Genomic DNA, 18875 nt, shown 5'->3' with positions numbered 1-18875 from the left:
GTCGTGGTGGCCCAATCAATCACGGAGATTCACCATGTTCAAAGCAACCCCCAACCCACCCGATACCGATCCAGCCCACCCAAACTCAAAAGAATTCGACGAAACGGCTGACCGCGTCCTCGACGACTACCTCAACCCAAAGCCCAGCAAACCCGAGGCCGATCCAGGCCAATTGTTCACCGTCGTCAATGGCGTCGACACCGAAACCCTGCTCGCCAACCTCAGCGAAAACCTGGCCTCGGCCAACGCCATGGTCAGCGACCTGGCATTCGACCTGAAAGGCTCCAGGCGACACATTGCCATGGGCATTCATCAGCAACTGATCGAACTGAGCAGCTTATTGGCGAACCGGGCACTGGACAACGTCGAGCCCCGCCAGTCGACATAGCGCATCCCCCTGTGGCGAGGGAGCTTGCTCCCGCTGGGCTGCGCAGCGGCCCCAAAACCTCAAAAGCGACGACTGCTTCGCAGCCGAGCGGGAGCAAGCTCCCTCGCCACAGTTAGTGCGCCGCGCCAAGCCATCAAATAAAGGTCTCAACCGATACGCCGAAGCGCTCCGCCAACCAGCGGATCTGCCTTAAATTGAGCTGGCGCTTGCCGCTCAATACCTCCGATACCACCGACTGGGTGCCGACGCCCGGCAAGTCGCTCTGGCTCATGCCATGCTCGCGCATCAGGTAGCGAAGTGTCTCGGCGCCGCTGGCCTTGGGCATTGGCCGATGTTGGTGATCCCAGGCCTCGATCCATTCACCGATGATGTCCACCAGGCTCATTAGCGGGTGGGCTTCGTCTTCGCCAATCAATTCCAGCAATTCATCGAGCGCTGCGACCAACCGGTCGTAGTCCTTCTCGTTCCTGGGTTTGCGCAGCAGCGGCGACACAAACTCCCAATGGGCGGCGACTTGTTCGATTAGCGGACTCGCAGCGGCCCTGAGATAAGGTCCTGGGGTGTATCAGACTGATCGCGGTCATCCTTTTTGGGTCTGCTTCGCAGCCCAGCGGGGATAAATCCCCTCGCCACAAAGTTTCTGAGTGGCGTTGAGTGATTCATCGCCAGTCCAAACCGTGTGCCTACTCACCCAACCTTATCGTTCCCCTGCTCAGGCGTCTCGATCCCCGGCTCTGCCTCTTCAACCCCCTTCTCCTTGGGTTTGGCCGGTTTTTCCTCGAGATAGCCGGGCATGCCGCGGGCGTCTTCAGGGGTCAGTTCGTCCCGGTCGTGGCGGCGGTCGATGGCGTAGGACGGCGCGGCGTTGGGGTCTTCGTCGCGGCCGGCGGTGCCGAGTACGAAGCCGTCGTCGTTGGGGTTGTCCACTGCTTGGGGAGTGGCTGGGTCTTGAGGATGGCTCATGGGACCTCCTGAGGTTGCAAACAGGTACGTGGTGTTTTTTGAGGCCGTGACACCTTTTCAGTGCGGCGCACCTGATGAATGGCAGCCTTGAGTGCAAGCCCCACAATGGGATTGGAGTACGAATGGGAGAGCCAGGCCGGCTGTCAGGCCGCCTTCGCGAGCAAGCTTTGCTCCCATAGGTCCTGCTCAAACAGATCTGAGGGGTGTACGACCGTGAGAGCCAGGTCGGCTACTAGGCCGCCTCGCGGTGGACGTTGATCTCGAGCGCCCCGTTAACCACGCTGGCTGAACGAAGGTGTTGTGGAGTGGGCATCCCGGCATGGATGCCGGGATAGCCGCGCTGGGCCATGGATGGCCCTTCGCGGCGGCCCACGGAGCAATGCCGGAGTGAGGGCACACCGAGCCCTAGCGAGGTGCCGAGTGGTGGGGCATGAGCGTTTTGGTTACTTTTGCGCTTCTCAAAAGTGACCCGCCGTAAGGGCGGAACCCTAAGCAGCCGTTACCGCAACAATGGATATGTACTCAGTCAAAAAAACCCGACCAACTATCAGGCCACCATCCCAAGCAACCCCACACAAGGGAAATCCGCCGGCATAACTGCCTCCACACTACGCCATATCACTCTGGCTGAATTCCTCGGCCAGAAAATCAATCAACGTACGCACCGACGGCAACAACCCCCGTCGCGAAGCAAAGATCGCATGGACGATCCCGCACTTGGGCGTCCAGCCTGGCACCAGTTCCACCAGCCGGCCAGCCGCGATGTCTTCGCGCACCACCACGCTGGGCAGGTGGGCGATGCCGATGCCGGCCAACACGGCGTGACGCAGGGCCAGCAGGTCGTCGGTGACCATCCGCGGTTCATGGCGGATCAGTGCGCGGGTGCCGTCCGGGCCGAACAGTTCCCATTGGTATTCCCGCTGCGCCGCCCCCCAGTGCACGCTGGGCAAACCGTTGAGGTCCGCCGGGGAGGCCGGTGAAGACAAGCGCTCCAGGAACGCCGGGCTGCCCACCAGGCACTGGGTGCTGTTGCTCAGCACTTTCATGACCATGTCGGTGTTTTCCAGCGGCGGAAAGCGTACCCGCAAGGCAATGTCGAACCCTTCATGGATCAGGTCCACCCGGCGGTTGGTGCTCTCGATGAACAACTCCACCCGCGGGTACTTGAGCATGTAGCGGGTCAGCATCGGCCCGACCCAACTGTTGAGCAGCGCCGTCGGGCAACTGATGCGCACCAGTCCCTGGGGTTCGGAGCGGTTGCGCTCGATCACTTCCGCCGCGCTCTCGGCCTCGACCCGCATCGCCAGGCAGCGCTGGTAATAGGCCTGGCCGATCTCCGTCAACGTGCAGTGGCGGCTGGTGCGATGGAGCAAGCGTACCCCGAGCCGATCTTCCAACTGGGCGATACGCCGGCTGAGCTTGGACTTTGGCATGTCCAGCGCCCGGCCCGCGGCGGCGAACCCACGGTGCTCGACCACTTGGGTGAAGTAGTAAAGCGTATTGAGGTCTTCGATGATCGTTCTCCAAATAGAACGCTAAGGCGGATTTTTGCAGTCTAGCGCATCAAAGGTGCCAGTTTTAATCTACACCCATCGAAACGCAACACGGATTCAAACCGGCGCTTCGGCCAGATGAGTCACCGAACATCGCTACACCGACATTAAAAACCTTAACCAAGCCGACACCTTCGGCAACCAAAACTTAATGAGGGCTACGCCATGACCACTTCCTACAACCGTCTCGACAAAGATAACGCCGCCGTCCTGCTGGTGGACCATCAAGCCGGCCTGCTGTCCCTGGTGCGGGACATCGACCCGGACCGTTTCAAGAACAACGTGCTGGCCCTGGCCGACCTGGCGAAGTACTTCCAGCTGCCGACCATCCTCACCACCAGCTTCGAAACCGGCCCCAACGGCCCGTTGATGCCCGAGCTCAAGAATCTATTCCCGGATGCGCCGTACATCGCTCGTCCCGGCCAGATCAATGCCTGGGACAACGAAGATTTCGTCAAGGCCATCAAGGCCACCGGCAAGAAGCAACTGATCATCGCCGGCGTGGTGACTGAAGTCTGCGTGGCGTTCCCGGCACTGTCGGCCCTGGCCGAAGGCTTCGACGTGTTCGTGGTCACCGATGCCTCCGGCACGTTCAACGAGCTGACCCGTCAATCGGCCTGGGACCGCATGTCGTCCTCGGGCGCCCAGTTGATGACCTGGTTCGGCCTGGCCTGTGAACTGCACCGCGACTGGCGCAACGACGTGGAAGGGCTGGCGACCTTGTTCTCCAACCACATCCCGGACTACCGCAACCTGATGACCAGCTACAACACGCTGACCAACGCTAAATAATCAGCAACACCGATTTACCCCTGTGGGAGCGAGCTTGCTCGCGATGGCGGTGTATCAGTCAATAGTGCATCGACTGTCAGGCCGCTATCGCGAGCAAGCTCGCTCCCACAGGGGTTTTTGTGGTGGTTTCTATATAGTGTTCAATCTGTACCCATGATTTTCTGGAGACTGACCTGATGCTGATCCCCTGCCCCCATTGCAACGGGCTCAATCGCATACCCGCCGAACGCCTGGGCGACCAGCCCAAGTGCGGGCGCTGCAAGGCCCAGGTGTTATTGAGCGAGCCGTTCGAACTCAAGCAAGGCGACTACGCCAGCCAGATCAAGGGTGACCTGCCGTTGCTGGTGGATGTGTGGGCCGATTGGTGTGGGCCGTGCAAGTCCTTCGCGCCCGTGTTCGAACAAGCCGCCGCGCAGCTGGCGGGCAAATGCCGCTTGGCCAAGCTCGACAGCGAGGCCAACCCGCAATTATCGGCGCAGCTGGGAATCCGCTCGATTCCCAGCCTGATCCTGTTCAAGGACGGCCGGGAAGTGGCGCGCCAGAGTGGAGCGCTGCCGTTGCCGCAGTTGATGGCTTGGTTGCGTAGCCAGGGGATTTGAAGCCATGAGATAACTGTGGGAGCGGGCTTTGTGGGAGCAAAGCTTGCTCGCGATCCAGGCGCTGCGGTCCTCAAGAGACCGCAGCGTTTTCATCGCGGGCAAGCCTTGCTCCCACACAGTTGCTCCCACATTGGTTTTGCACAGGTCAGAATCAGGCGCTTTCCAGCAGGCTATGCAACTCCACGAACTGCAAGGTCAGCTTGTGCCGCGGGTCGAGGTGGATCAGCGGCAGGCTGGCCTGGTGGGATTCGCGCATGCGCACCGAACTGCTCAGGTACACCGGCAACACCGGCAAGCCTTCGGCGATCAGTTCGTCGAGAATCTGCTGTGGCAGGCTGGCCCGGGCCTGGAACTGGTTGACCACGATGCCTTCGACTTCCAGGCCTTCGTTATGGTCGTCCTTGAGCTCTTCGATCTCTGCCAGCAGGCCATACAGCGCCTGTCGGGAGAAGCTATCGCAGTCGAAGGGGATCAGCACCCGATCGGCGGCGATCAATGCTGAAACCGCATAGAAATTCAGTGCGGGCGGGGTGTCCAGGTAAATCCGGTCGTAATCCTCCTCCAGCTCTTCGAGCAGTTTGCGCAGCTTGTTGATCTTGTGCTTGGCCTCAAGCTTGGGCTGCAGATCCGTCAGCTCCGCCGTGGCGGTGATCACGTGCAGGTTGTCGAACGGCGTTTCGTAGATATCCACCTTGTTCTTTTTCGAGAAGGGCCCGGACGACAAGGTCTGCTTGAAGAAGTCGGCAATGCCCATGGGAATGTCATCGCCGGTCAGGCCAGTCAGGTATTGAGTGGAGTTGGCCTGGGCATCCAGGTCCACCAACAGCGTGCGATAGCCCTCGCTGGCGCTGACTGCCGCCAGATTGCAGGCGATGCTGGACTTGCCCACGCCACCTTTCTGATTGAACACCACGCGCCGCATGTCAAAACCTCCGTGTATCAAAGATTCCCGAGTGTAGTAGGCAGCGACACCGCTTAGCTACCTTCTGCGTAGAAGGACTACGGCAACCGTGGCTTTTCCAACGATTCAGACGTCAATTCGCCCAGACCGTGACAGAAACAACCGACAGACAGGCTCGTGTTGATCGCGACAATGGTCCAAGCCTGGCTTTGAGCAGACCAACTCGTACATTTCGCTGGGCAAAATGTAACCAGTATTTGCTACAAGCCAGTCGCACCGGGATAATGCGCGCCACTTGGGTCGCAAGGCCATGCAGGGTTGGACGCGGGTCAAACCACTGAACCGTGACAATAAAAAGCCCGCAGGGGTGGGGTGAAGTTTGTGATCAATTTCAATATCGCCCAATGGCGCGCGTGGGCCCCTGGGCTCGAAAGCGTGGACGATTGGCAGGCATGGAGCCGACAGCCGGTCGTATTGCCGACCAGCGATGCCGCCCCTGACGTTTCATTCCTGCCGGCCATGCAGCGCCGGCGCCTCAGCCGCCTGGCGCGGATGGCCTTCAGTGTCGGCTGGCCGCTGGCCGAGGGCCGACCGGACCTACCGTTGGTCTTTATTTCCCGTCACGGCGAAACCCCGCGCACATTTGAGATTCTCAAGGACCTGGCAGCCGACCAGCCCCTGTCGCCAACCCAATTCAGCCTGTCTGTGCACAACGCGGTGATTGGCCTGTGGTCGATCATGCGCGGCGAAACCAGCGAAATGACCGCCCTGGCCGCTACCGGCGACGGCTTGGAACACGGTGTGCTGGAGGCCGTCGCGCTGTTGAACGAAGGCTCGCCTGCGGTATTGCTGGTGATTACCGAAGAACAACCGCCGCAGGTCTACGCACCGTGGGTCGATGACGTACCGTTCCCCTATGCCGTGGGCCTGCTGCTGACGCCGGGCGACGACTGGCAACTGGATCTGCACGCGCAGGACGGTCAATTGCCTGGCAGCGACTGGCCCCATGCCTTGGATCTGTTGCGTACCCTGCTTGATAACGAAACCACCTGCCAACATGCCTGGAAGAATCGTGTATGGACCTGGCAACGCAACCGGTGACCGGTAAACCTCGCGACGCCTATTACTGGCGCCTGGTCGCGACGGCCGCAAGCTTCGCCCTGTTCGGGCTGGGCGGGCTGTGCCTGCGTTTGCTGGTGTTCCCGTTGCTGGCCTGGTGGCCTGGCGATGCCCAGGCACACCGTCTAAGGGCGCGCCGCACGGTCGGGAGGTTGTTCTGGTTCTTTATCCGATTCATGGCCCGCACCGGCGTGCTCACCTACCAGATCGACGGCGCCGAACGACTCGGGCGCCCCGGGCAGATGATCATTGCCAATCACCCGTCGCTGATCGACGTAGTGTTCCTGATCGGGCTGGTGCGCGACGCCAACTGCGTGGTCAAGCAAAGCCTCTGGGACAACCCCTTTACCCGAGGCCCGCTGCATTCGACCCAATACATCAGCAACGACGGCAGCATGGACATGCTCGATGCCGCCAGCGACGCCCTGCAAGAGGGCCAGACGCTGATCGTCTTCCCCGAAGGGACGCGCACCCAGCCAGGCCAGGTGCCGGCCTTTCATCGGGGGGCGGCGGCCATCGCCCTGCGGGGTGCGAAAATCCTCACGCCCGTCACGATCAAGGTCTGCCCCACGACCCTGACCAAGGCTGAACCCTGGTATCGCATTCCCCGGCGCCGCGTGCACTTCAGTTTCCGCGTCGGGGCCGATATAGACCCACAGGCGTTCGCCGCGCTCGGCCCGCCCCCCCAGGCTTCGCGCAGGCTCAACGATTTTTTGCATCACTATTACATCAAGGAGCTCGCCGAAGATGAGCGATCTGCACCGTGACATCAAACAGCTGATCATCGACGCCCTCGGCCTGGAGGACATTGGTATCGACGACATCGGCGACAATCAGACCCTGTTCGGCGAAGGCCTGGGCCTGGATTCGGTGGACGCCCTGGAGCTTGGCCTGGCGATCCAGAAACAGTACGGCATCAAGATAGATGCCGACGCCAAGGACACCCGTAACCATTTCAGCAATGTGGCAAGCCTTGCGGCCTTCGTCACTGCAAAACGCGTAGCCTGAGACCGGACCATGCAAACTCGTGACGATATTTTCCACACCCTGCGCGATGCTCTGGTCGAGCTTTTCGAGCTGGAACCTGAGCGTGTGACGCTGGAATCGAACCTGTACCAGGACCTGGAAATCGACAGCATCGACGCGGTCGACCTGATCGACCATATCAAGCGCCAGACCGGCAAGAAAATCGCCGCCGAAGAATTCAAGTCGGTGCGCACCGTCAATGACGTGGTCGAGGCGGTCTATCGACTGGTCCAACCGGCCGCATGACCCGGCTGATTGGCCTCGGCTTGCTGTTGGCGGGCCTGCTCTACCCCTTTGCGGTGTATTTCGGCATGGAGCACTTCGCCCCGTGGCAGTTCGGACTGCTGCTGGGTAGCCTGTGGCTGGCCCGGGCGTTGCTTGGCAAAGGCAGGGCCGGCAGCCGCTGGATGGCGGCCACGGCAATCGTGTTTTGTGTATTGCTCGCGCTGTTCGACAGCCCGCTCCTGCTGCGCTGGTACCCGGTGCTGATCAGCGCGTTCATGCTCGGGCTGTTCGGGCTGAGCCTGAAATACGGCCCACCGATGATCGAACGCCTGGCCCGCCTGCGCGAACCGCAGTTGCCGGCCAAGGCGGTGGTGTATACGCGCCAGGTCACGGTGGCCTGGAGCGTGTTTTTCCTGTGTAACGGTTTGCTCGCCGCCGCCCTGACCCTCTGGGCGCCGCTGAGCTGGTGGATGTTGTACACCGGCCTGATTTCCTACGGATTGATGGGGCTGCTGTTTGCCATTGAATGGCTCATACGACAACGGGTAAGAGGCCGCCCATGAATTGGATAACACTTGAGCAGATGCTGCTCAAGGCTCAGCCGGAACGCGCCGTTGCGGTCGCTCCGGCACTGGATCACTCGCAACTGCGGGACGCGGCGTTGCGCCTGGCGGCCGGCCTGCATGCCCGGGGCGTGCGGCATGTGGCGGTGCACCTGGAAGATGCCGCCGACCTGGCCGTCGCCCTGCTCGGCGCCTGGCGCGCCGGGGTGCGGGTCCTGCTGCCCGCCGACCTGCAAGCGCATACACGCCAGCGCTGGGCGGCAGACGTGGACCTGTGGCTGACCGACCAGCCCGGCGATACACATCCCGGCGACTTGCAACAGGCGCCGATGGACGCCGCCGAACTGGACCTCGATCACTGCTGGCTGAGCCTGTGCACTTCCGGCTCCAGCGGCGAGCCCAAGCGCATCGAGAAAACCCTGCGCCAGATGAGTAACGAGGTCCAGGCCCTGGAACACCTGTGGGGTGCCGACCTGGGCCCGGCCTGCATGATCGGCAGCGTTGCTACCCAGCACATCTACGGGCTGCTGTTCCGGGTGCTGTGGCCGCTGTGCGCCGGGCGTACTTTCGTGCGTCGGCAACTGGCCTTCCCCGAAGACCTGCAACGTGCCAGCCGCGAGCAACCGGACTTCGCCTGGGTCGCCAGCCCGGCGCTGCTCAAGCGCATGGGCGACAACCTCGATTGGCCGGCCTTGAGCTGCGTGCGCCGGGTGTTTTCCTCTGGCGGCGCCTTGCCCGCCGAAGCTGCACAAAGCTTGCAGCAGCGCCTGGGACAATGGCCGACGGAGATATTCGGCAGCTCAGAAACCGGCGGCATCGCCTGGCGCCAAGGTGGCGGTTTGTGGCAGCCCTTTGCCGGTGTCGAGCTCAGCCAGGACAGCGACGGTGCCTTGCTGATCGCCTCGCCCTATCTGCCGGCCGGGCATGTGGAACACAGCGCCGACGCGGCACGAATCGCCGAAGATGGGCGCTTCGAGTTGCTCGGGCGACTGGACCGTATCGTCAAGCTCGAAGAAAAACGCATCTCGCTGCCGATGCTGGAGCAAGCGCTGGTGGCCCACGACTGGGTCAGCGAAGCGCGGCTGGGGGTGGTGCAGGAGAATCGCGCCTCCCTCGGCGCGCTGCTGGTGCTGACCGACGCTGGCCTGCGTGCCTTGCGCAACCAGGGCCGGCGCGCCGTGACCGAGGGCCTGCGCCGACACCTGAGCGAACATTGCGAAACCCTCGCCCTGCCACGGCGCTGGCGCTGGTTGCGGCAGTTACCGCTCAACGCCCAGGGCAAACTGCCCCAGGCCGAGGTCGAGGCGCTGCTGATGGCGCCACGTCCCAAGGCTCCTGAAGTGTTGGAGCGCGTCGAAACCGACGGTGAGTGGAACCTGCAACTGGTCGTGCCGCCAGACCTGGCGTACTTCAGCGGCCACTTCCCCACCGCGCCGGTACTGCCCGGCGTGGTGCAGGTCGACTGGGCCTTGAGCCTGGGCCGCCAATTGCTGGACCTGCCGCCCCGGTTCGTCGGCATGGAAGTGCTGAAATTCCAGCAACTGGTGCGCCCCGGCGATGCAATCCAACTGCACCTGCGCTTCGACCGCGAGCGCGGCAAGCTGTACTTCGCCTACCGCAATGACACGGCGGCCTGTTCCAGTGGGCGGATTGTGTTGGGGGAAAACAATGCCTAGGCATCTGCACAAATCACTGTGGCGAGGGAGCTTGCTCCCGCTGGGTGGCGCAGCCGCCCCTGGTTCTTCAAGAGCGAGTGCTTCGCACTCGAGCGGGAGCAAGCTCCCTCGCCACAAAATGCTCCTTGGCCACCGAGACATGCCGCATGCATAACCCCTGCGCCGTCATCCCGGTCTACAACCACGAAACCGCCATCTCGGCGGTGGTCCAGGCGTTGCTCGCCAACGGCCTGCCCTGCGTGCTGGTGGATGACGCCAGCAGCCCGGCGTGTGCCGCCGTGCTCGATCGGCTGGCCGAGGGCGAGCGGGTTCATCTGGTCAGGCTGGCCGTCAACCAGGGCAAGGGCGGCGCGGTGATGACCGGCCTGCGCGAGGCTGCGCGCCTGGGTTTCAGCCATGCCTTGCAGGTGGACGCCGACGGGCAGCACGATCTGGGCGACGTGCAAGCCTTCATCGAACAATCCCGCGCCCACCCCGACGCAGTGATCTGTGGTTATCCGCACTACGACGCCAGCGTGCCGAAAGGTCGCCTGTATGCGCGCTACCTGACCCACGTGATGGTCTGGATCAACAGCCTGTCCTTGCAGATCCGCGACTCCATGTGCGGCTTTCGGGTCTATCCCCTGGCACCGACCCTGGCGCTGATCGACTCGGCCAATATCGGCAAGCGCATGGATTTCGATTCGGACATCCTCGTGCGCCTGGCCTGGCGCAATCAGCCAATGCAGTGGCTGCACACGCGGGTCCATTACCCCCAGGACGGGGTCTCGCACTTTCGCCTGTTCCACGACAACGTGCTGATTTCCAGCATGCACACCCGGTTGTTCTTCGGCATGCTGGTGCGCTTTCCCCTGATTCTCTGGCGACGGTGGCGGGCATGAGCCTTCAGCAAGACAAGCAACATTGGGCCGACCGCCAGGAGCGCGGCAGTTTCTGGCTGATGAAACTCACCGCGGTCGCCGCCAAGGTGCTCGGCCGGCGCTTGCTGACCCCGGTGCTGTACGGCATCGTCCTGTACTTCTTCATTTTCGGCCGCAGTGCCCGCCAGGCGGCCTGGCAATATCAGCAGCGCCTGGCCGACTGGAGCGCACGTCCCGAGCTGCGCCCCACCCGCTGGCGGGTGTTCGGGCAGTTCATGGCGTTTGCCGACTCCCTGCTGGACAAGCTCGACGTCTGGAACGGCAAGTTGAGCATCGAGCAGATCGAAATCGTCGATAAGGCGCTGCTGCGCAATCATCTGCGCGATGTCCGCGGGCAAATGCTGGTGGGGGCGCACCTGGGCAACCTGGAAATGTGCCGGGCCCTGGCCGAGCTGGGCGAGAAAGTCACCATGAACGTGCTGGTGCATACCAAGCACGCCGAGCAGTTCAATCGCTTGCTGGGCGAAGCCGGTGCCACGCACCTGCGGCTGATCCAGGTCAGCGAGCTGGACCCGGTGATCATGTTGCAGTTGAGCGAGCGCCTGGAGCGCGGCGAATGGCTGGCGATTGCCGGCGACCGCGTACCGCTGCACGGCGGGCGCAGCGTGACCGTGGACTTCATGGGCCACCCGGCCGCCTTTCCCCAGGGCCCCTGGCTACTGGCCGGCCTGCTCAAATGCCCGGTCAACCTGCTGATGTGCCTCAAGCACGAGGGGCGCTATCGCGTCACCCTCGAACCTTTCGCCGATGCCGTGGTGTGGAAACGCAACGACCGCGAGCAAGTGATCGCCCACTGGGCCGGCCGCTACGCCGAGCGCCTGGCGCAATACTGCCTCCAGGCCCCCCAACAGTGGTTCAACTTTTACCCATTCTGGAAGACCGATGACGATGCCCACTCTTGAGCCGGTAACCTTCGGCGAACGCCCCTTGCGCATCGAAGATGTGCTGGCCCTGGCCAACCGTCAGGCACCGACGCAGTTGCAGGATGACCCGGCGTTCCGCCAGCGCATCGCCAAGGGTGCGCAATTTCTCGATTCCTTGCTGGACAAGGAAGGCGTTATCTATGGCGTGACCACCGGTTACGGCGACTCTTGCGTAGTGGCCGTGCCGTTGCACCACGTCGAGGCCCTGCCGCGTCACCTGTACACGTTCCACGGCTGCGGCCTGGGCAAACTGCTCGACGCCCAGGCCACCCGTGCGGTGCTGGCGGCGCGTCTGCAGTCGCTGTGCCACGGCGTCTCCGGGGTGCGGGTAGAACTGCTGGAACGCCTGCAGGCCTTTCTCGAACACGACATCCTGCCGCTGATTCCGGAAGAAGGCTCGGTGGGCGCCAGCGGCGACCTGACGCCGCTGTCCTACGTCGCCGCCACGCTGTCCGGCGAACGGGACGTGATGTTCCGTGGCGAACGGCGCCTGGCCGCCGATGTGCACCGCGAACTGGGCTGGACCCCGCTGGTGCTGCGGCCCAAGGAGGCCCTGGCGCTGATGAACGGCACAGCCGTGATGACCGGCCTGGCCTGCCTGGCCTTCGCCCGCGCCGACTACCTGCTGCAACTGGCGACGCGCATCACCGCGCTGAACGTCGTCGCCCTGCAAGGCAACCCGGAACACTTCGACGAACGCCTGTTCGCCGCCAAGCCACACCCGGGGCAGATGCAAGTCGCCGCGTGGCTGCGCAAGGACCTGGCGATCGACGCCCCCACCGCGCCGCTGCATCGCCTGCAGGACCGTTATTCCCTGCGCTGCGCGCCCCACGTGCTTGGGGTATTGGCCGACAGCCTGGGCTGGCTGCGCGCGTTCATCGAAACCGAACTCAACAGCGCCAACGACAACCCGATCATCGACGCCGAAGCCGAGCGCGTGCTGCACGGCGGGCATTTCTATGGTGGGCATATCGCCTTCGCCATGGACAGCCTGAAGAACCTGGTGGCCAACGTCGCCGACTTGCTGGACCGCCAGCTCGCATTGCTGGTGGACGAGCGCTACAACCATGGCCTGCCGAGCAACCTGTCCGGCGCCAGCGCCGAACGGGCGATGCTCAACCATGGTTTCAAGGCCGTGCAGATCGGCACCAGTGCCTGGACCGCCGAAGCCCTGAAGAACACCATGCCGGCCAGCGTGTTCTCACGTTCCACCGAGTGCCACAACCAGGACAAGGTAAGCATGGGCACCATCGCCGCACGGGACGCGATCCGCGTGCTGGAGCTGACCGAACAAGTCGCTGCCGCCACCTTGCTGGCCGCCAACCAGGGCGTATGGCTGCGCAGCCGTGCCGAAGACGCGCGCCCACTGCCGCCGGCCCTGGCCGCCATGCACGAGCAACTGGCCGAGGATTTCCCGCCGGTGATCGAAGACCGCGCCCTGGAAGGCGAACTGCGCCTGTGCCTGCAACGCATCGCCGAGCAACACTGGAGGCTGCATGCGTAACCAAGGTGTCTTGCACGTCGACACACAGGTCGTGGTGCCATTTTTCGATGTCGATTCGATGAACGTGGTCTGGCACGGCCACTACGTCAAATACCTGGAAGTGGCCCGCTGCGCCTTACTCGACCTGATCGGCCACAACTACAATGACATGCTCGAATCCGGCCACGCCTGGCCGATCATCGACCTGCAACTGCGCTATGTGCGCAGCGCCGTGTTCGGCCAGGCCCTGACCGTGCGCGCCAGCCTGGTGGAGTGGGAAAACCGGCTGAAGATCAATTACCTGATCAGCGACGCAACCACCGGCGAGCGCTTGACCCGTGCCAGTTCGGTGCAAGTGGCCGTGGACCTCGCCAGTCGCGAAATGCTGCTGGCCTCGCCGCGGGTGTTTGTCGAAGCCGTGGAAAGGAAACTGCCATGAAGCGCCTGTCAGTCTGGCTGTTGCTGTGCTGCCTGGCACCCTTGGCCCAGGCGTTCGACTTGCAACAGCTGAGCGACCAACTGGCCCGCCCGGAAGTGATCCACGGGCAGTTCGTCCAGGAAAAACACCTGCGCGCCCTGCCCCAGCCCCTCACCAGCAAGGGGCGCTTCGTGCTGGCGAAAAACCACGGCCTGCTGTGGCTGCTGCAAACCCCGCTGCAACAGGACTACCGCATCACCCCGCAGGGCATCGCCCGACGAGACGGCAGCACCTGGCAGATGCTGCCGAACAAGAGTGCCGGCGCCGAGCAGAACCGCCTGTTCCTCGCGGTGTTGCAGGGTGACAGCACAGGCCTGCAACGGGATTTCGAACTGAGCCTGTCGGGCGAGCCGCAACAATGGAAGCTCACCCTGACCCCACGCTCGGTGCTGCTCAAACAGGTTTTCAACCAGATCAACATCGACGGCGGCGAACTGGTGCAGCGCATCGAACTGCTGGAAACCCAAGGCGACAGTACCGTGCTGCGCATGCAGGACAGCAACAGCACGCTACCTTTGAGCGAAGCGGAGCAACATGATTTTGCCGAGTGAACGGATGCTGCCCCGGCTGTTCCTGATCCTGCTGCTGGCGGTGCTCGCGCTCGCCGGCTGGCAATGGCGCAACGGCGCGCCGCTGTCGGCCAATCTCATGGAGCTGGTGCCGGGCACCTCGCCCGATGCCCTGGAATTGATTGCCGAACAGCGCATGCAGGAGCCGCTCAATCGCGAGGTGCTGGTGCTGGTCGGTCATACCGATCGCCAGCAAGCCATCGCCCTGGCGCAAACCCTCGGCGAGCAATGGCAGGCCAGCGGTCTGTTCGACAAGGTGCAGTGGACGTTGCAGGCCGACTTGCCGGCGCTGCGCACGCAATTGCTCAACGGACGGCTGGCGATGCTCTCGGCGGCGGATCGAGAGCAATTGATCGAGCAGCCCGAGGCGTTCATCCAACAACGGGTGCAGGCCCTGTTCGACCCGTTCAGCGGTTTCAGCCTGGTGCCGAGCCAGGACGACTGGCTGGGCCTGACCGGGCGCATCCAGAACAGCCAGCCACAACGCGGCGCAATAAAATTCGACATCGGCAGCGGTGCGCTGGTCGCCGATGCCGACGGTAAAAGCTGGGTGATGCTGCGGGCCCGCGCCCAGGGCAACGCCTTCGACATGAACCTGCCGTTGCAAGTGGCCGAACTGCTGCAACACAGCCGCGACCAGGCGAGCCAGGCCCAAGGTCAACTGCTGGCAGCCAGCGGCCTGCTGTACGCCGCCAGCGGCCAGCAACAGGCGTCGCGGGAAATCACCTGGGTCGGCGGTGGCGCGACCGTCGGCATCTTGCTGCTGCTGTTGCTGGCCTTCCGGCGCCTGCGCGTATGGCTGGCGTTCGTGCCGGTGCTGGTGGGCGTACTGTTCGGCGCGGTGGCCTGCGTGGCCTTGTTTGGCCGCATGCATGTCATGACGCTGGTCCTGGGTTCCAGCCTGATTGGCGTGGCCGTGGATTACCCACTGCACTACCTGTCCAAGAGCTGGAGCCTCAAGCCGTGGCGCAGTTGGCCGGCCTTGCGCCTGACTTTACCGGGGCTGAGCCTGAGCCTTGTGACCACCTGCATCGGCTACCTGGCCCTGGCCTGGACGCCCTTCCCGGCGCTGACCCAGATCGCGATATTTTCCGCCGCCGGGCTGGTGGGCGCCTACCTGAGCGCCGTCTGCCTGCTGCCGGCGCTGCTCAAGGGCGCAGAGTTGCGTCCTGCCCAATGGCCGCTCCAGGCCTGCCAATACCTGCTCAAGGTCCGCGAAGCCCTGCTCAAGCGGGTGCGCACGCCGGTCCTGCTGACGTTGCTGCTGACGTTCTGCGCGGGAGGACTCTGGCACCTGACCACGAAAAACGACATTCGCCAGTGGATCGGCACGCCCCAGCACCTCACCGACGAAGCCCGCGACATCGCGCGCATCACCGGTTTCCAGCCCACCAGCCAGTTCTTCCTGATCCGCGCCGACGATCAGTCCCAACTGCTGGAGCGCCAGACCGCCCTCAACGAGCGGCTGGATCAGTTGATCGGCCTGGAAAAGCTCCAGGGCTACCTGTCGCTGAACCAACTGGTCAGCCCGCCCGCCGAACAGCAGAACGTACGTGAGGCCCTGGCCCGCTTGCCAGCCTTCTGGCAACCGCTGCTGGACCTGGGCGTCCCGGTCGCTGCGCTGCAAGCGGAGCTGGCGCAATTACAGGCGCTGCCGGTGACCGACATTGACGCCGCGCTGGCAGGTCCGTTGGCCGAGCCGTATCGCACACTCTGGCTCGGATCAACAGCGCAAGGCGTCGCGGCGGTGGTCAGCTTGCAAGGTTTGAACGATGCGGCGCTGCTGCGGGTACAGGCGGTGGATCTGCCAGGCGTACAACTGGTGGATCGCCTGGGCGACCTGAACGGGGTCTTCGCCGCCACGCAGGTCAGTGCCGCCGAGTTGAAACTGGCCTCCTGCGTGCTGATTGTGCTGGTGCTGATCTGGCCGTTTGGCGTCGGCGGCGCCTTGCGCATCGTGGCACTGCCGCTGCTGGCTGCGCTGTGCAGCCTGGCGAGCCTCGGCTGGCTCGGTCAGCCACTGACGTTGTTCAGCCTGTTCGGCCTGTTGCTGGTGACGGCCATCGGCGTCGACTACGCGATCCTGATGCGCGAGCAGATCGGCGGTGCCGCCGTGAGCCTGCTGGGCACGTTGCTGGCGGCGATCACCACCTGGCTGTCGTTCGGCCTGCTGGCGCTGTCCAGCACACCGGCGGTGAGTAACTTCGGCCTGGCGGTGAGCCTGGGGCTGGCCTTCAGTTTCATGCTGGCGCCATGGGCCGGACATCAAGCCCACGCCGCCGCGGCGGTCGCGGAGCCCGCCCCATGATGATTCTACTGTTCTGGCTCATGGTCCTGGGGCTGTTCGCAGTCGCCACTCGCCTGGGTGCTCGCTTCGGGCTGATCCCGATTGTCAGCCAGTTGTTGCTGGCGACCTTCGGCCTGCCGCTGCTGATGTATTTCTGGATCGAGCCGGGCTGGCAGCTCAGCGGCGCGCAACTGGTGTCGCCGGTGTGGCTGAAGAACCTCTACAGCCTCGCGTTCGCGCTGTTGCTGGGACACATCCTCAGTGACGTGATCGACCTGCGCCTGGACCGCCAGAGCGTGAAAATCGCCCTGCCCAGCTTCGCAGTTCCGTTCGCCTGCGGTCTGGCGACAGCGTTCTGGCTGCTGCCGCCCCAGCCGTGGATCAGCTCCCTGGCGGTGGGACTGCTGTTTGCGATCACGGCGATCCCGGTGCTGTACCTGTACCTGCGTCACATCGATTATCCACCCGCCGCCACTCGGCGACTGGTGCAAACGGCGATCCTGATCGACCTGGCCTGTTGGAGCCTGTTCGGCCTGGCCCAGGGCAGCCTCCACCTGGGCAGCCTGCTGTTGCCGTTGGCCGGCGCCTGCATGCCGCTGCTGTTGCGCCTGGCTGGCCTGCGCCAGCCGTTGCTGTACAGCGGTGTGTTCTTTGCCCTGCTGGTGGTGGCCGAGCACTACCGGCTCAATGCGCTGATCGTCGGCATCGGCTACCTGCTGTGCATGGCGGCGCTCAAAGTCCCCTTGAGGCTGCCGCTCAATATCGCCTGGATGCAGGGCTTGCAGACGTACCTGGCGATCCCGCTGATCCTCACGTTCGGCATTGTGCAGATCAACGTCCACAGCGCCATGAGCAGCCTCGACTGGGTGCAATTGACGGCGTTGCTGCTGTTGCCCATTGCCAGCAAACTGCTGGGCAACTGGCTGGGCCTGGGTTGGGCCGCCGGGTCATTCGCCGGCGCCAGTCGCTGGCGCGAAAGTGTCCTGCTGAACATTCGCGGCTTGAGTGAAATCGTCTTCCTCAATCTGCTCTTGCAACAACAGCTCATCAGCCCGGCGTTGTACTTCACGCTGATGCTGATGGGGCTGATCGCCACATTGCTGCCGGCCGTAGCCGGTTTCCACCGTATTTCCTCGATTGCCGTCCCGGCCAGGAGCTCCAGTGCCAACAGTTGAAATGGAACGTCGACAGGTCGTCATCATCGGCGCAGGCCCTTCCGGTGCCATCGCCGCCGCGCTGCTCAAGCGCAAGGGCCATGATGTGCTGGTCATCGAGCGCCAGCATTTCCCCCGGTTCTCCATCGGTGAGAGCCTGTTGTCCCATTGCCTGGATTTCGTCGAAGAAGCCGGCATGCTCGACGCGGTGAATGCCGCCGGGTTCCAGCGCAAGAACGGCGCCGCGTTTGCCTGGGGCGAGCGCTACAGCGCCTTCGATTTCGGCGACACCTTCAGCAACGGCAAGCCCACGACCTTCCAGGTGCAGCGCGCCGACTTCGACAAGTTGCTGGCCGACCAGGCCGCCCTGCAAGGCGTGGAGATCCGCTACGGCCAAGCGATCACCAGCGTCGACTTCAGCCTCGCCAAGCCACAACTGGGCGTGCAGCGCGAAGATGGTAGCGAGTACCGGGTCGAGGCCGATTTCGTGCTTGACGCCAGCGGCTATGGCCGAGTCCTGCCGCGCCTGCTGGACCTTGAGGCCCCGTCGAATTTCCCGGTGCGCCAGGCCGTGTTCACGCACATCGAGGATCGCATCGACGCCCCGGCGTTCGATCGGGAAAAAATTCTGATCACCACTCACCCGAGCAAACGCGACGTGTGGTTCTGGACCATTCCGTTCAGCGGCGGACGCTGCTCGGTGGGCGTGGTCGCGGCGGCGGAACATTTCGCCGGCCGCACCACCGACCTCGATGCCTGCCTGCGCGGTTTCATCGATGAAACCCCAAGCCTGGCCGGCGTGCTGCAAAACGCCGTGTGGGACACCCCGGCGCGGACCATCGGCGGCTACTCGGCCAACGTCAAGACCCTGCACGGTCCCGGCTTCGCCCTGCTGGGCAACGCCGCGGAATTCCTCGACCCGGTGTTCTCCTCCGGCGTGACCATTGCCATGCGTTCGGCGAGCATGGCCGCCGGCGTGCTGCACCGTCAGTTGCAAGGTGAAAGCGTGGATTGGCAAAGCGAGTTTGCCGAGCCGCTCAAGCGCGGCGTCGACACCTTCCGCTGCTACGTCGAGGGCTGGTACGCCGGCACCTTCCAGGACGTGATTTTCTACACCGAAGGCTCGGACGACATCCGCCGCATGATCAGCTCGATCCTGGCCGGCTACGCCTGGGATCAGCGCAACCCGTTTGTCAGCGAACCCAAGCGCCGCCTGCGCATGCTTTCGGAAATCTGTGCGAGCCCGGCGCCATGAG

Annotated in this window: 21 protein-coding genes; 17 read left to right on the top strand and 4 right to left on the bottom strand. The window is 63.6% G+C overall.

The features are described 5' to 3' along the window. Positions 1 to 34 precede the first annotated feature (34 nt). Positions 35 to 388: a DUF6124 family protein gene (locus tag LQ215_RS14295; protein ID WP_230150714.1), complete on the top strand. Its 354-nt coding sequence runs from the start codon at positions 35 to 37 to the stop codon at positions 386 to 388. Between the two features lie 133 nt (positions 389 to 521). On the opposite strand, the gene LQ215_RS14290 is transcribed toward LQ215_RS14295, so the two are convergent. The 3 genes from LQ215_RS14290 to LQ215_RS14280 form a co-directional block, all read right to left on the bottom strand. Further along, positions 522 to 881, bottom strand: coding sequence for a helix-turn-helix domain-containing protein (locus tag LQ215_RS14290; RefSeq protein WP_230150711.1), 360 nt, complete (start codon positions 879 to 881; stop codon positions 522 to 524). Positions 882 to 1075: 194 nt separating this feature from the next. Next, positions 1076 to 1351 carry a hypothetical protein gene (locus LQ215_RS14285; protein ID WP_230150708.1) on the bottom strand — a complete coding sequence of 92 codons (276 nt, stop codon included), beginning with the start codon at positions 1349 to 1351 and terminating at the stop codon, positions 1076 to 1078. Between the two features lie 608 nt (positions 1352 to 1959). Next, the gene (locus LQ215_RS14280; protein WP_230150725.1) at positions 1960 to 2865 is read right to left on the bottom strand and encodes a LysR family transcriptional regulator; all 906 of its coding nucleotides are present in this window, start codon (positions 2863 to 2865) and stop codon (positions 1960 to 1962) included. Positions 2866 to 3069: 204 nt separating this feature from the next. On the opposite strand from LQ215_RS14280, the gene ycaC reads away from it, so the two are divergent. Together ycaC and trxC are read left to right on the top strand one after the other, a co-directional pair. Beyond that, positions 3070 to 3696 carry an isochorismate family cysteine hydrolase YcaC gene (ycaC, locus tag LQ215_RS14275; protein ID WP_212798710.1) on the top strand — a complete coding sequence of 209 codons (627 nt, stop codon included), beginning with the start codon at positions 3070 to 3072 and terminating at the stop codon, positions 3694 to 3696. Between the two features lie 176 nt (positions 3697 to 3872). After that, positions 3873 to 4295, top strand: coding sequence for a thioredoxin TrxC (gene trxC / locus LQ215_RS14270; RefSeq protein WP_230150706.1), 423 nt, complete (start codon positions 3873 to 3875; stop codon positions 4293 to 4295). Between the two features lie 151 nt (positions 4296 to 4446). Here trxC and LQ215_RS14265 read toward each other — a convergent pair whose 3' ends face one another. Further along, the gene (locus tag LQ215_RS14265; RefSeq protein WP_230150703.1) at positions 4447 to 5217 is read right to left on the bottom strand and encodes a ParA family protein; all 771 of its coding nucleotides are present in this window, start codon (positions 5215 to 5217) and stop codon (positions 4447 to 4449) included. 360 nt (positions 5218 to 5577) lie between these two features. On the opposite strand from LQ215_RS14265, the gene LQ215_RS14260 reads away from it, so the two are divergent. From LQ215_RS14260 to LQ215_RS14195, 14 genes are all read left to right on the top strand, one after another. Further along, positions 5578 to 6297, top strand: a complete 720-nt coding sequence (locus LQ215_RS14260) for a beta-ketoacyl synthase chain length factor (protein ID WP_230150701.1) — start codon at positions 5578 to 5580, stop codon at positions 6295 to 6297. Beyond that, positions 6273 to 7082, top strand: a complete 810-nt coding sequence (locus tag LQ215_RS14255) for a lysophospholipid acyltransferase family protein (protein ID WP_230150698.1) — start codon at positions 6273 to 6275, stop codon at positions 7080 to 7082. Before LQ215_RS14260 ends, LQ215_RS14255 begins: the two co-directional genes overlap by 25 nt. Further along, positions 7063 to 7323: a phosphopantetheine-binding protein gene (locus LQ215_RS14250; protein WP_230150696.1), complete on the top strand. Its 261-nt coding sequence runs from the start codon at positions 7063 to 7065 to the stop codon at positions 7321 to 7323. The genes LQ215_RS14255 and LQ215_RS14250 overlap by 20 nt, the downstream gene beginning before the upstream one ends. Positions 7324 to 7332: 9 nt before the next feature. After that, the gene (locus LQ215_RS14245; protein ID WP_230150687.1) at positions 7333 to 7587 is read left to right on the top strand and encodes an acyl carrier protein; all 255 of its coding nucleotides are present in this window, start codon (positions 7333 to 7335) and stop codon (positions 7585 to 7587) included. Continuing rightward, positions 7584 to 8129 carry a hypothetical protein gene (locus tag LQ215_RS14240; RefSeq protein WP_230150685.1) on the top strand — a complete coding sequence of 182 codons (546 nt, stop codon included), beginning with the start codon at positions 7584 to 7586 and terminating at the stop codon, positions 8127 to 8129. The genes LQ215_RS14245 and LQ215_RS14240 overlap by 4 nt, the downstream gene beginning before the upstream one ends. Then, the gene (locus LQ215_RS14235; protein WP_230150683.1) at positions 8126 to 9805 is read left to right on the top strand and encodes an AMP-binding protein; all 1680 of its coding nucleotides are present in this window, start codon (positions 8126 to 8128) and stop codon (positions 9803 to 9805) included. Before LQ215_RS14240 ends, LQ215_RS14235 begins: the two co-directional genes overlap by 4 nt. Positions 9806 to 9951: 146 nt before the next feature. Continuing rightward, on the top strand, positions 9952 to 10686 hold the full coding sequence (locus LQ215_RS14230; RefSeq protein ID WP_230150681.1) for a glycosyltransferase family 2 protein: 735 nt from the start codon (positions 9952 to 9954) through the stop codon (positions 10684 to 10686). Beyond that, a complete protein-coding gene (locus tag LQ215_RS14225; protein ID WP_230150679.1) occupies positions 10683 to 11627 on the top strand; it encodes an LpxL/LpxP family acyltransferase in 945 nt (314 codons plus the stop codon). The genes LQ215_RS14230 and LQ215_RS14225 overlap by 4 nt, the downstream gene beginning before the upstream one ends. Further along, on the top strand, positions 11608 to 13152 hold the full coding sequence (locus tag LQ215_RS14220) for an HAL/PAL/TAL family ammonia-lyase (RefSeq protein WP_230150677.1): 1545 nt from the start codon (positions 11608 to 11610) through the stop codon (positions 13150 to 13152). The genes LQ215_RS14225 and LQ215_RS14220 overlap by 20 nt, the downstream gene beginning before the upstream one ends. Further along, the gene (locus LQ215_RS14215) at positions 13145 to 13570 is read left to right on the top strand and encodes an acyl-CoA thioesterase (RefSeq protein ID WP_230150675.1); all 426 of its coding nucleotides are present in this window, start codon (positions 13145 to 13147) and stop codon (positions 13568 to 13570) included. The genes LQ215_RS14220 and LQ215_RS14215 overlap by 8 nt, the downstream gene beginning before the upstream one ends. After that, positions 13567 to 14160 (top strand): outer membrane lipoprotein carrier protein LolA, encoded by a 594-nt coding sequence (locus LQ215_RS14210; RefSeq protein ID WP_230150673.1) that lies wholly within the window; start codon positions 13567 to 13569, stop codon positions 14158 to 14160. The genes LQ215_RS14215 and LQ215_RS14210 overlap by 4 nt, the downstream gene beginning before the upstream one ends. Continuing rightward, positions 14144 to 16486, top strand: coding sequence for an MMPL family transporter (locus tag LQ215_RS14205; protein ID WP_230150671.1), 2343 nt, complete (start codon positions 14144 to 14146; stop codon positions 16484 to 16486). The genes LQ215_RS14210 and LQ215_RS14205 overlap by 17 nt, the downstream gene beginning before the upstream one ends. Then, positions 16483 to 17640, top strand: a complete 1158-nt coding sequence (locus LQ215_RS14200; protein ID WP_230150669.1) for a sodium:proton antiporter — start codon at positions 16483 to 16485, stop codon at positions 17638 to 17640. The genes LQ215_RS14205 and LQ215_RS14200 overlap by 4 nt, the downstream gene beginning before the upstream one ends. Next, complete coding sequence (locus tag LQ215_RS14195) at positions 17627 to 18874, top strand: NAD(P)/FAD-dependent oxidoreductase (RefSeq protein WP_230150667.1); 1248 nt, start codon at positions 17627 to 17629, stop codon at positions 18872 to 18874. The genes LQ215_RS14200 and LQ215_RS14195 overlap by 14 nt, the downstream gene beginning before the upstream one ends. Position 18875: the final 1 nt, after the last annotated feature.

The organism is Pseudomonas brassicacearum (assembly GCF_918698105.1).
In the GTDB taxonomy this organism is placed as follows: Bacteria; Pseudomonadota; Gammaproteobacteria; order Pseudomonadales; family Pseudomonadaceae; genus Aquipseudomonas; species Aquipseudomonas brassicacearum_F.
This window is presented reverse-complemented; position numbering and strand designations above follow the sequence as displayed.

Excerpts from the sequence above, each read along its gene's own strand:
- LQ215_RS14295 (WP_230150714.1), top strand. The coding sequence starts at position 35 with ATGTTCAAAGCAACCCCCAACCCACCCGATACCGATCCAGCCCACCCA.
- LQ215_RS14285 (WP_230150708.1), bottom strand. The coding sequence starts at position 1,351 with ATGAGCCATCCTCAAGACCCAGCCACTCCCCAAGCAGTGGACAACCCC.
- ycaC (WP_212798710.1), top strand. The coding sequence starts at position 3,070 with ATGACCACTTCCTACAACCGTCTCGACAAAGATAACGCCGCCGTCCTG.
- trxC (WP_230150706.1), top strand. The coding sequence starts at position 3,873 with ATGCTGATCCCCTGCCCCCATTGCAACGGGCTCAATCGCATACCCGCC.
- LQ215_RS14265 (WP_230150703.1), bottom strand. The coding sequence starts at position 5,217 with ATGCGGCGCGTGGTGTTCAATCAGAAAGGTGGCGTGGGCAAGTCCAGC.
- LQ215_RS14255 (WP_230150698.1), top strand. The coding sequence starts at position 6,273 with ATGGACCTGGCAACGCAACCGGTGACCGGTAAACCTCGCGACGCCTAT.
- LQ215_RS14250 (WP_230150696.1), top strand. The coding sequence starts at position 7,063 with ATGAGCGATCTGCACCGTGACATCAAACAGCTGATCATCGACGCCCTC.
- LQ215_RS14245 (WP_230150687.1), top strand. The coding sequence starts at position 7,333 with ATGCAAACTCGTGACGATATTTTCCACACCCTGCGCGATGCTCTGGTC.
- LQ215_RS14240 (WP_230150685.1), top strand. The coding sequence starts at position 7,584 with ATGACCCGGCTGATTGGCCTCGGCTTGCTGTTGGCGGGCCTGCTCTAC.
- LQ215_RS14235 (WP_230150683.1), top strand. The coding sequence starts at position 8,126 with ATGAATTGGATAACACTTGAGCAGATGCTGCTCAAGGCTCAGCCGGAA.
- LQ215_RS14230 (WP_230150681.1), top strand. The coding sequence starts at position 9,952 with ATGCATAACCCCTGCGCCGTCATCCCGGTCTACAACCACGAAACCGCC.
- LQ215_RS14225 (WP_230150679.1), top strand. The coding sequence starts at position 10,683 with ATGAGCCTTCAGCAAGACAAGCAACATTGGGCCGACCGCCAGGAGCGC.
- LQ215_RS14220 (WP_230150677.1), top strand. The coding sequence starts at position 11,608 with ATGACGATGCCCACTCTTGAGCCGGTAACCTTCGGCGAACGCCCCTTG.
- LQ215_RS14215 (WP_230150675.1), top strand. The coding sequence starts at position 13,145 with ATGCGTAACCAAGGTGTCTTGCACGTCGACACACAGGTCGTGGTGCCA.
- LQ215_RS14210 (WP_230150673.1), top strand. The coding sequence starts at position 13,567 with ATGAAGCGCCTGTCAGTCTGGCTGTTGCTGTGCTGCCTGGCACCCTTG.
- LQ215_RS14205 (WP_230150671.1), top strand. The coding sequence starts at position 14,144 with ATGATTTTGCCGAGTGAACGGATGCTGCCCCGGCTGTTCCTGATCCTG.
- LQ215_RS14200 (WP_230150669.1), top strand. The coding sequence starts at position 16,483 with ATGATGATTCTACTGTTCTGGCTCATGGTCCTGGGGCTGTTCGCAGTC.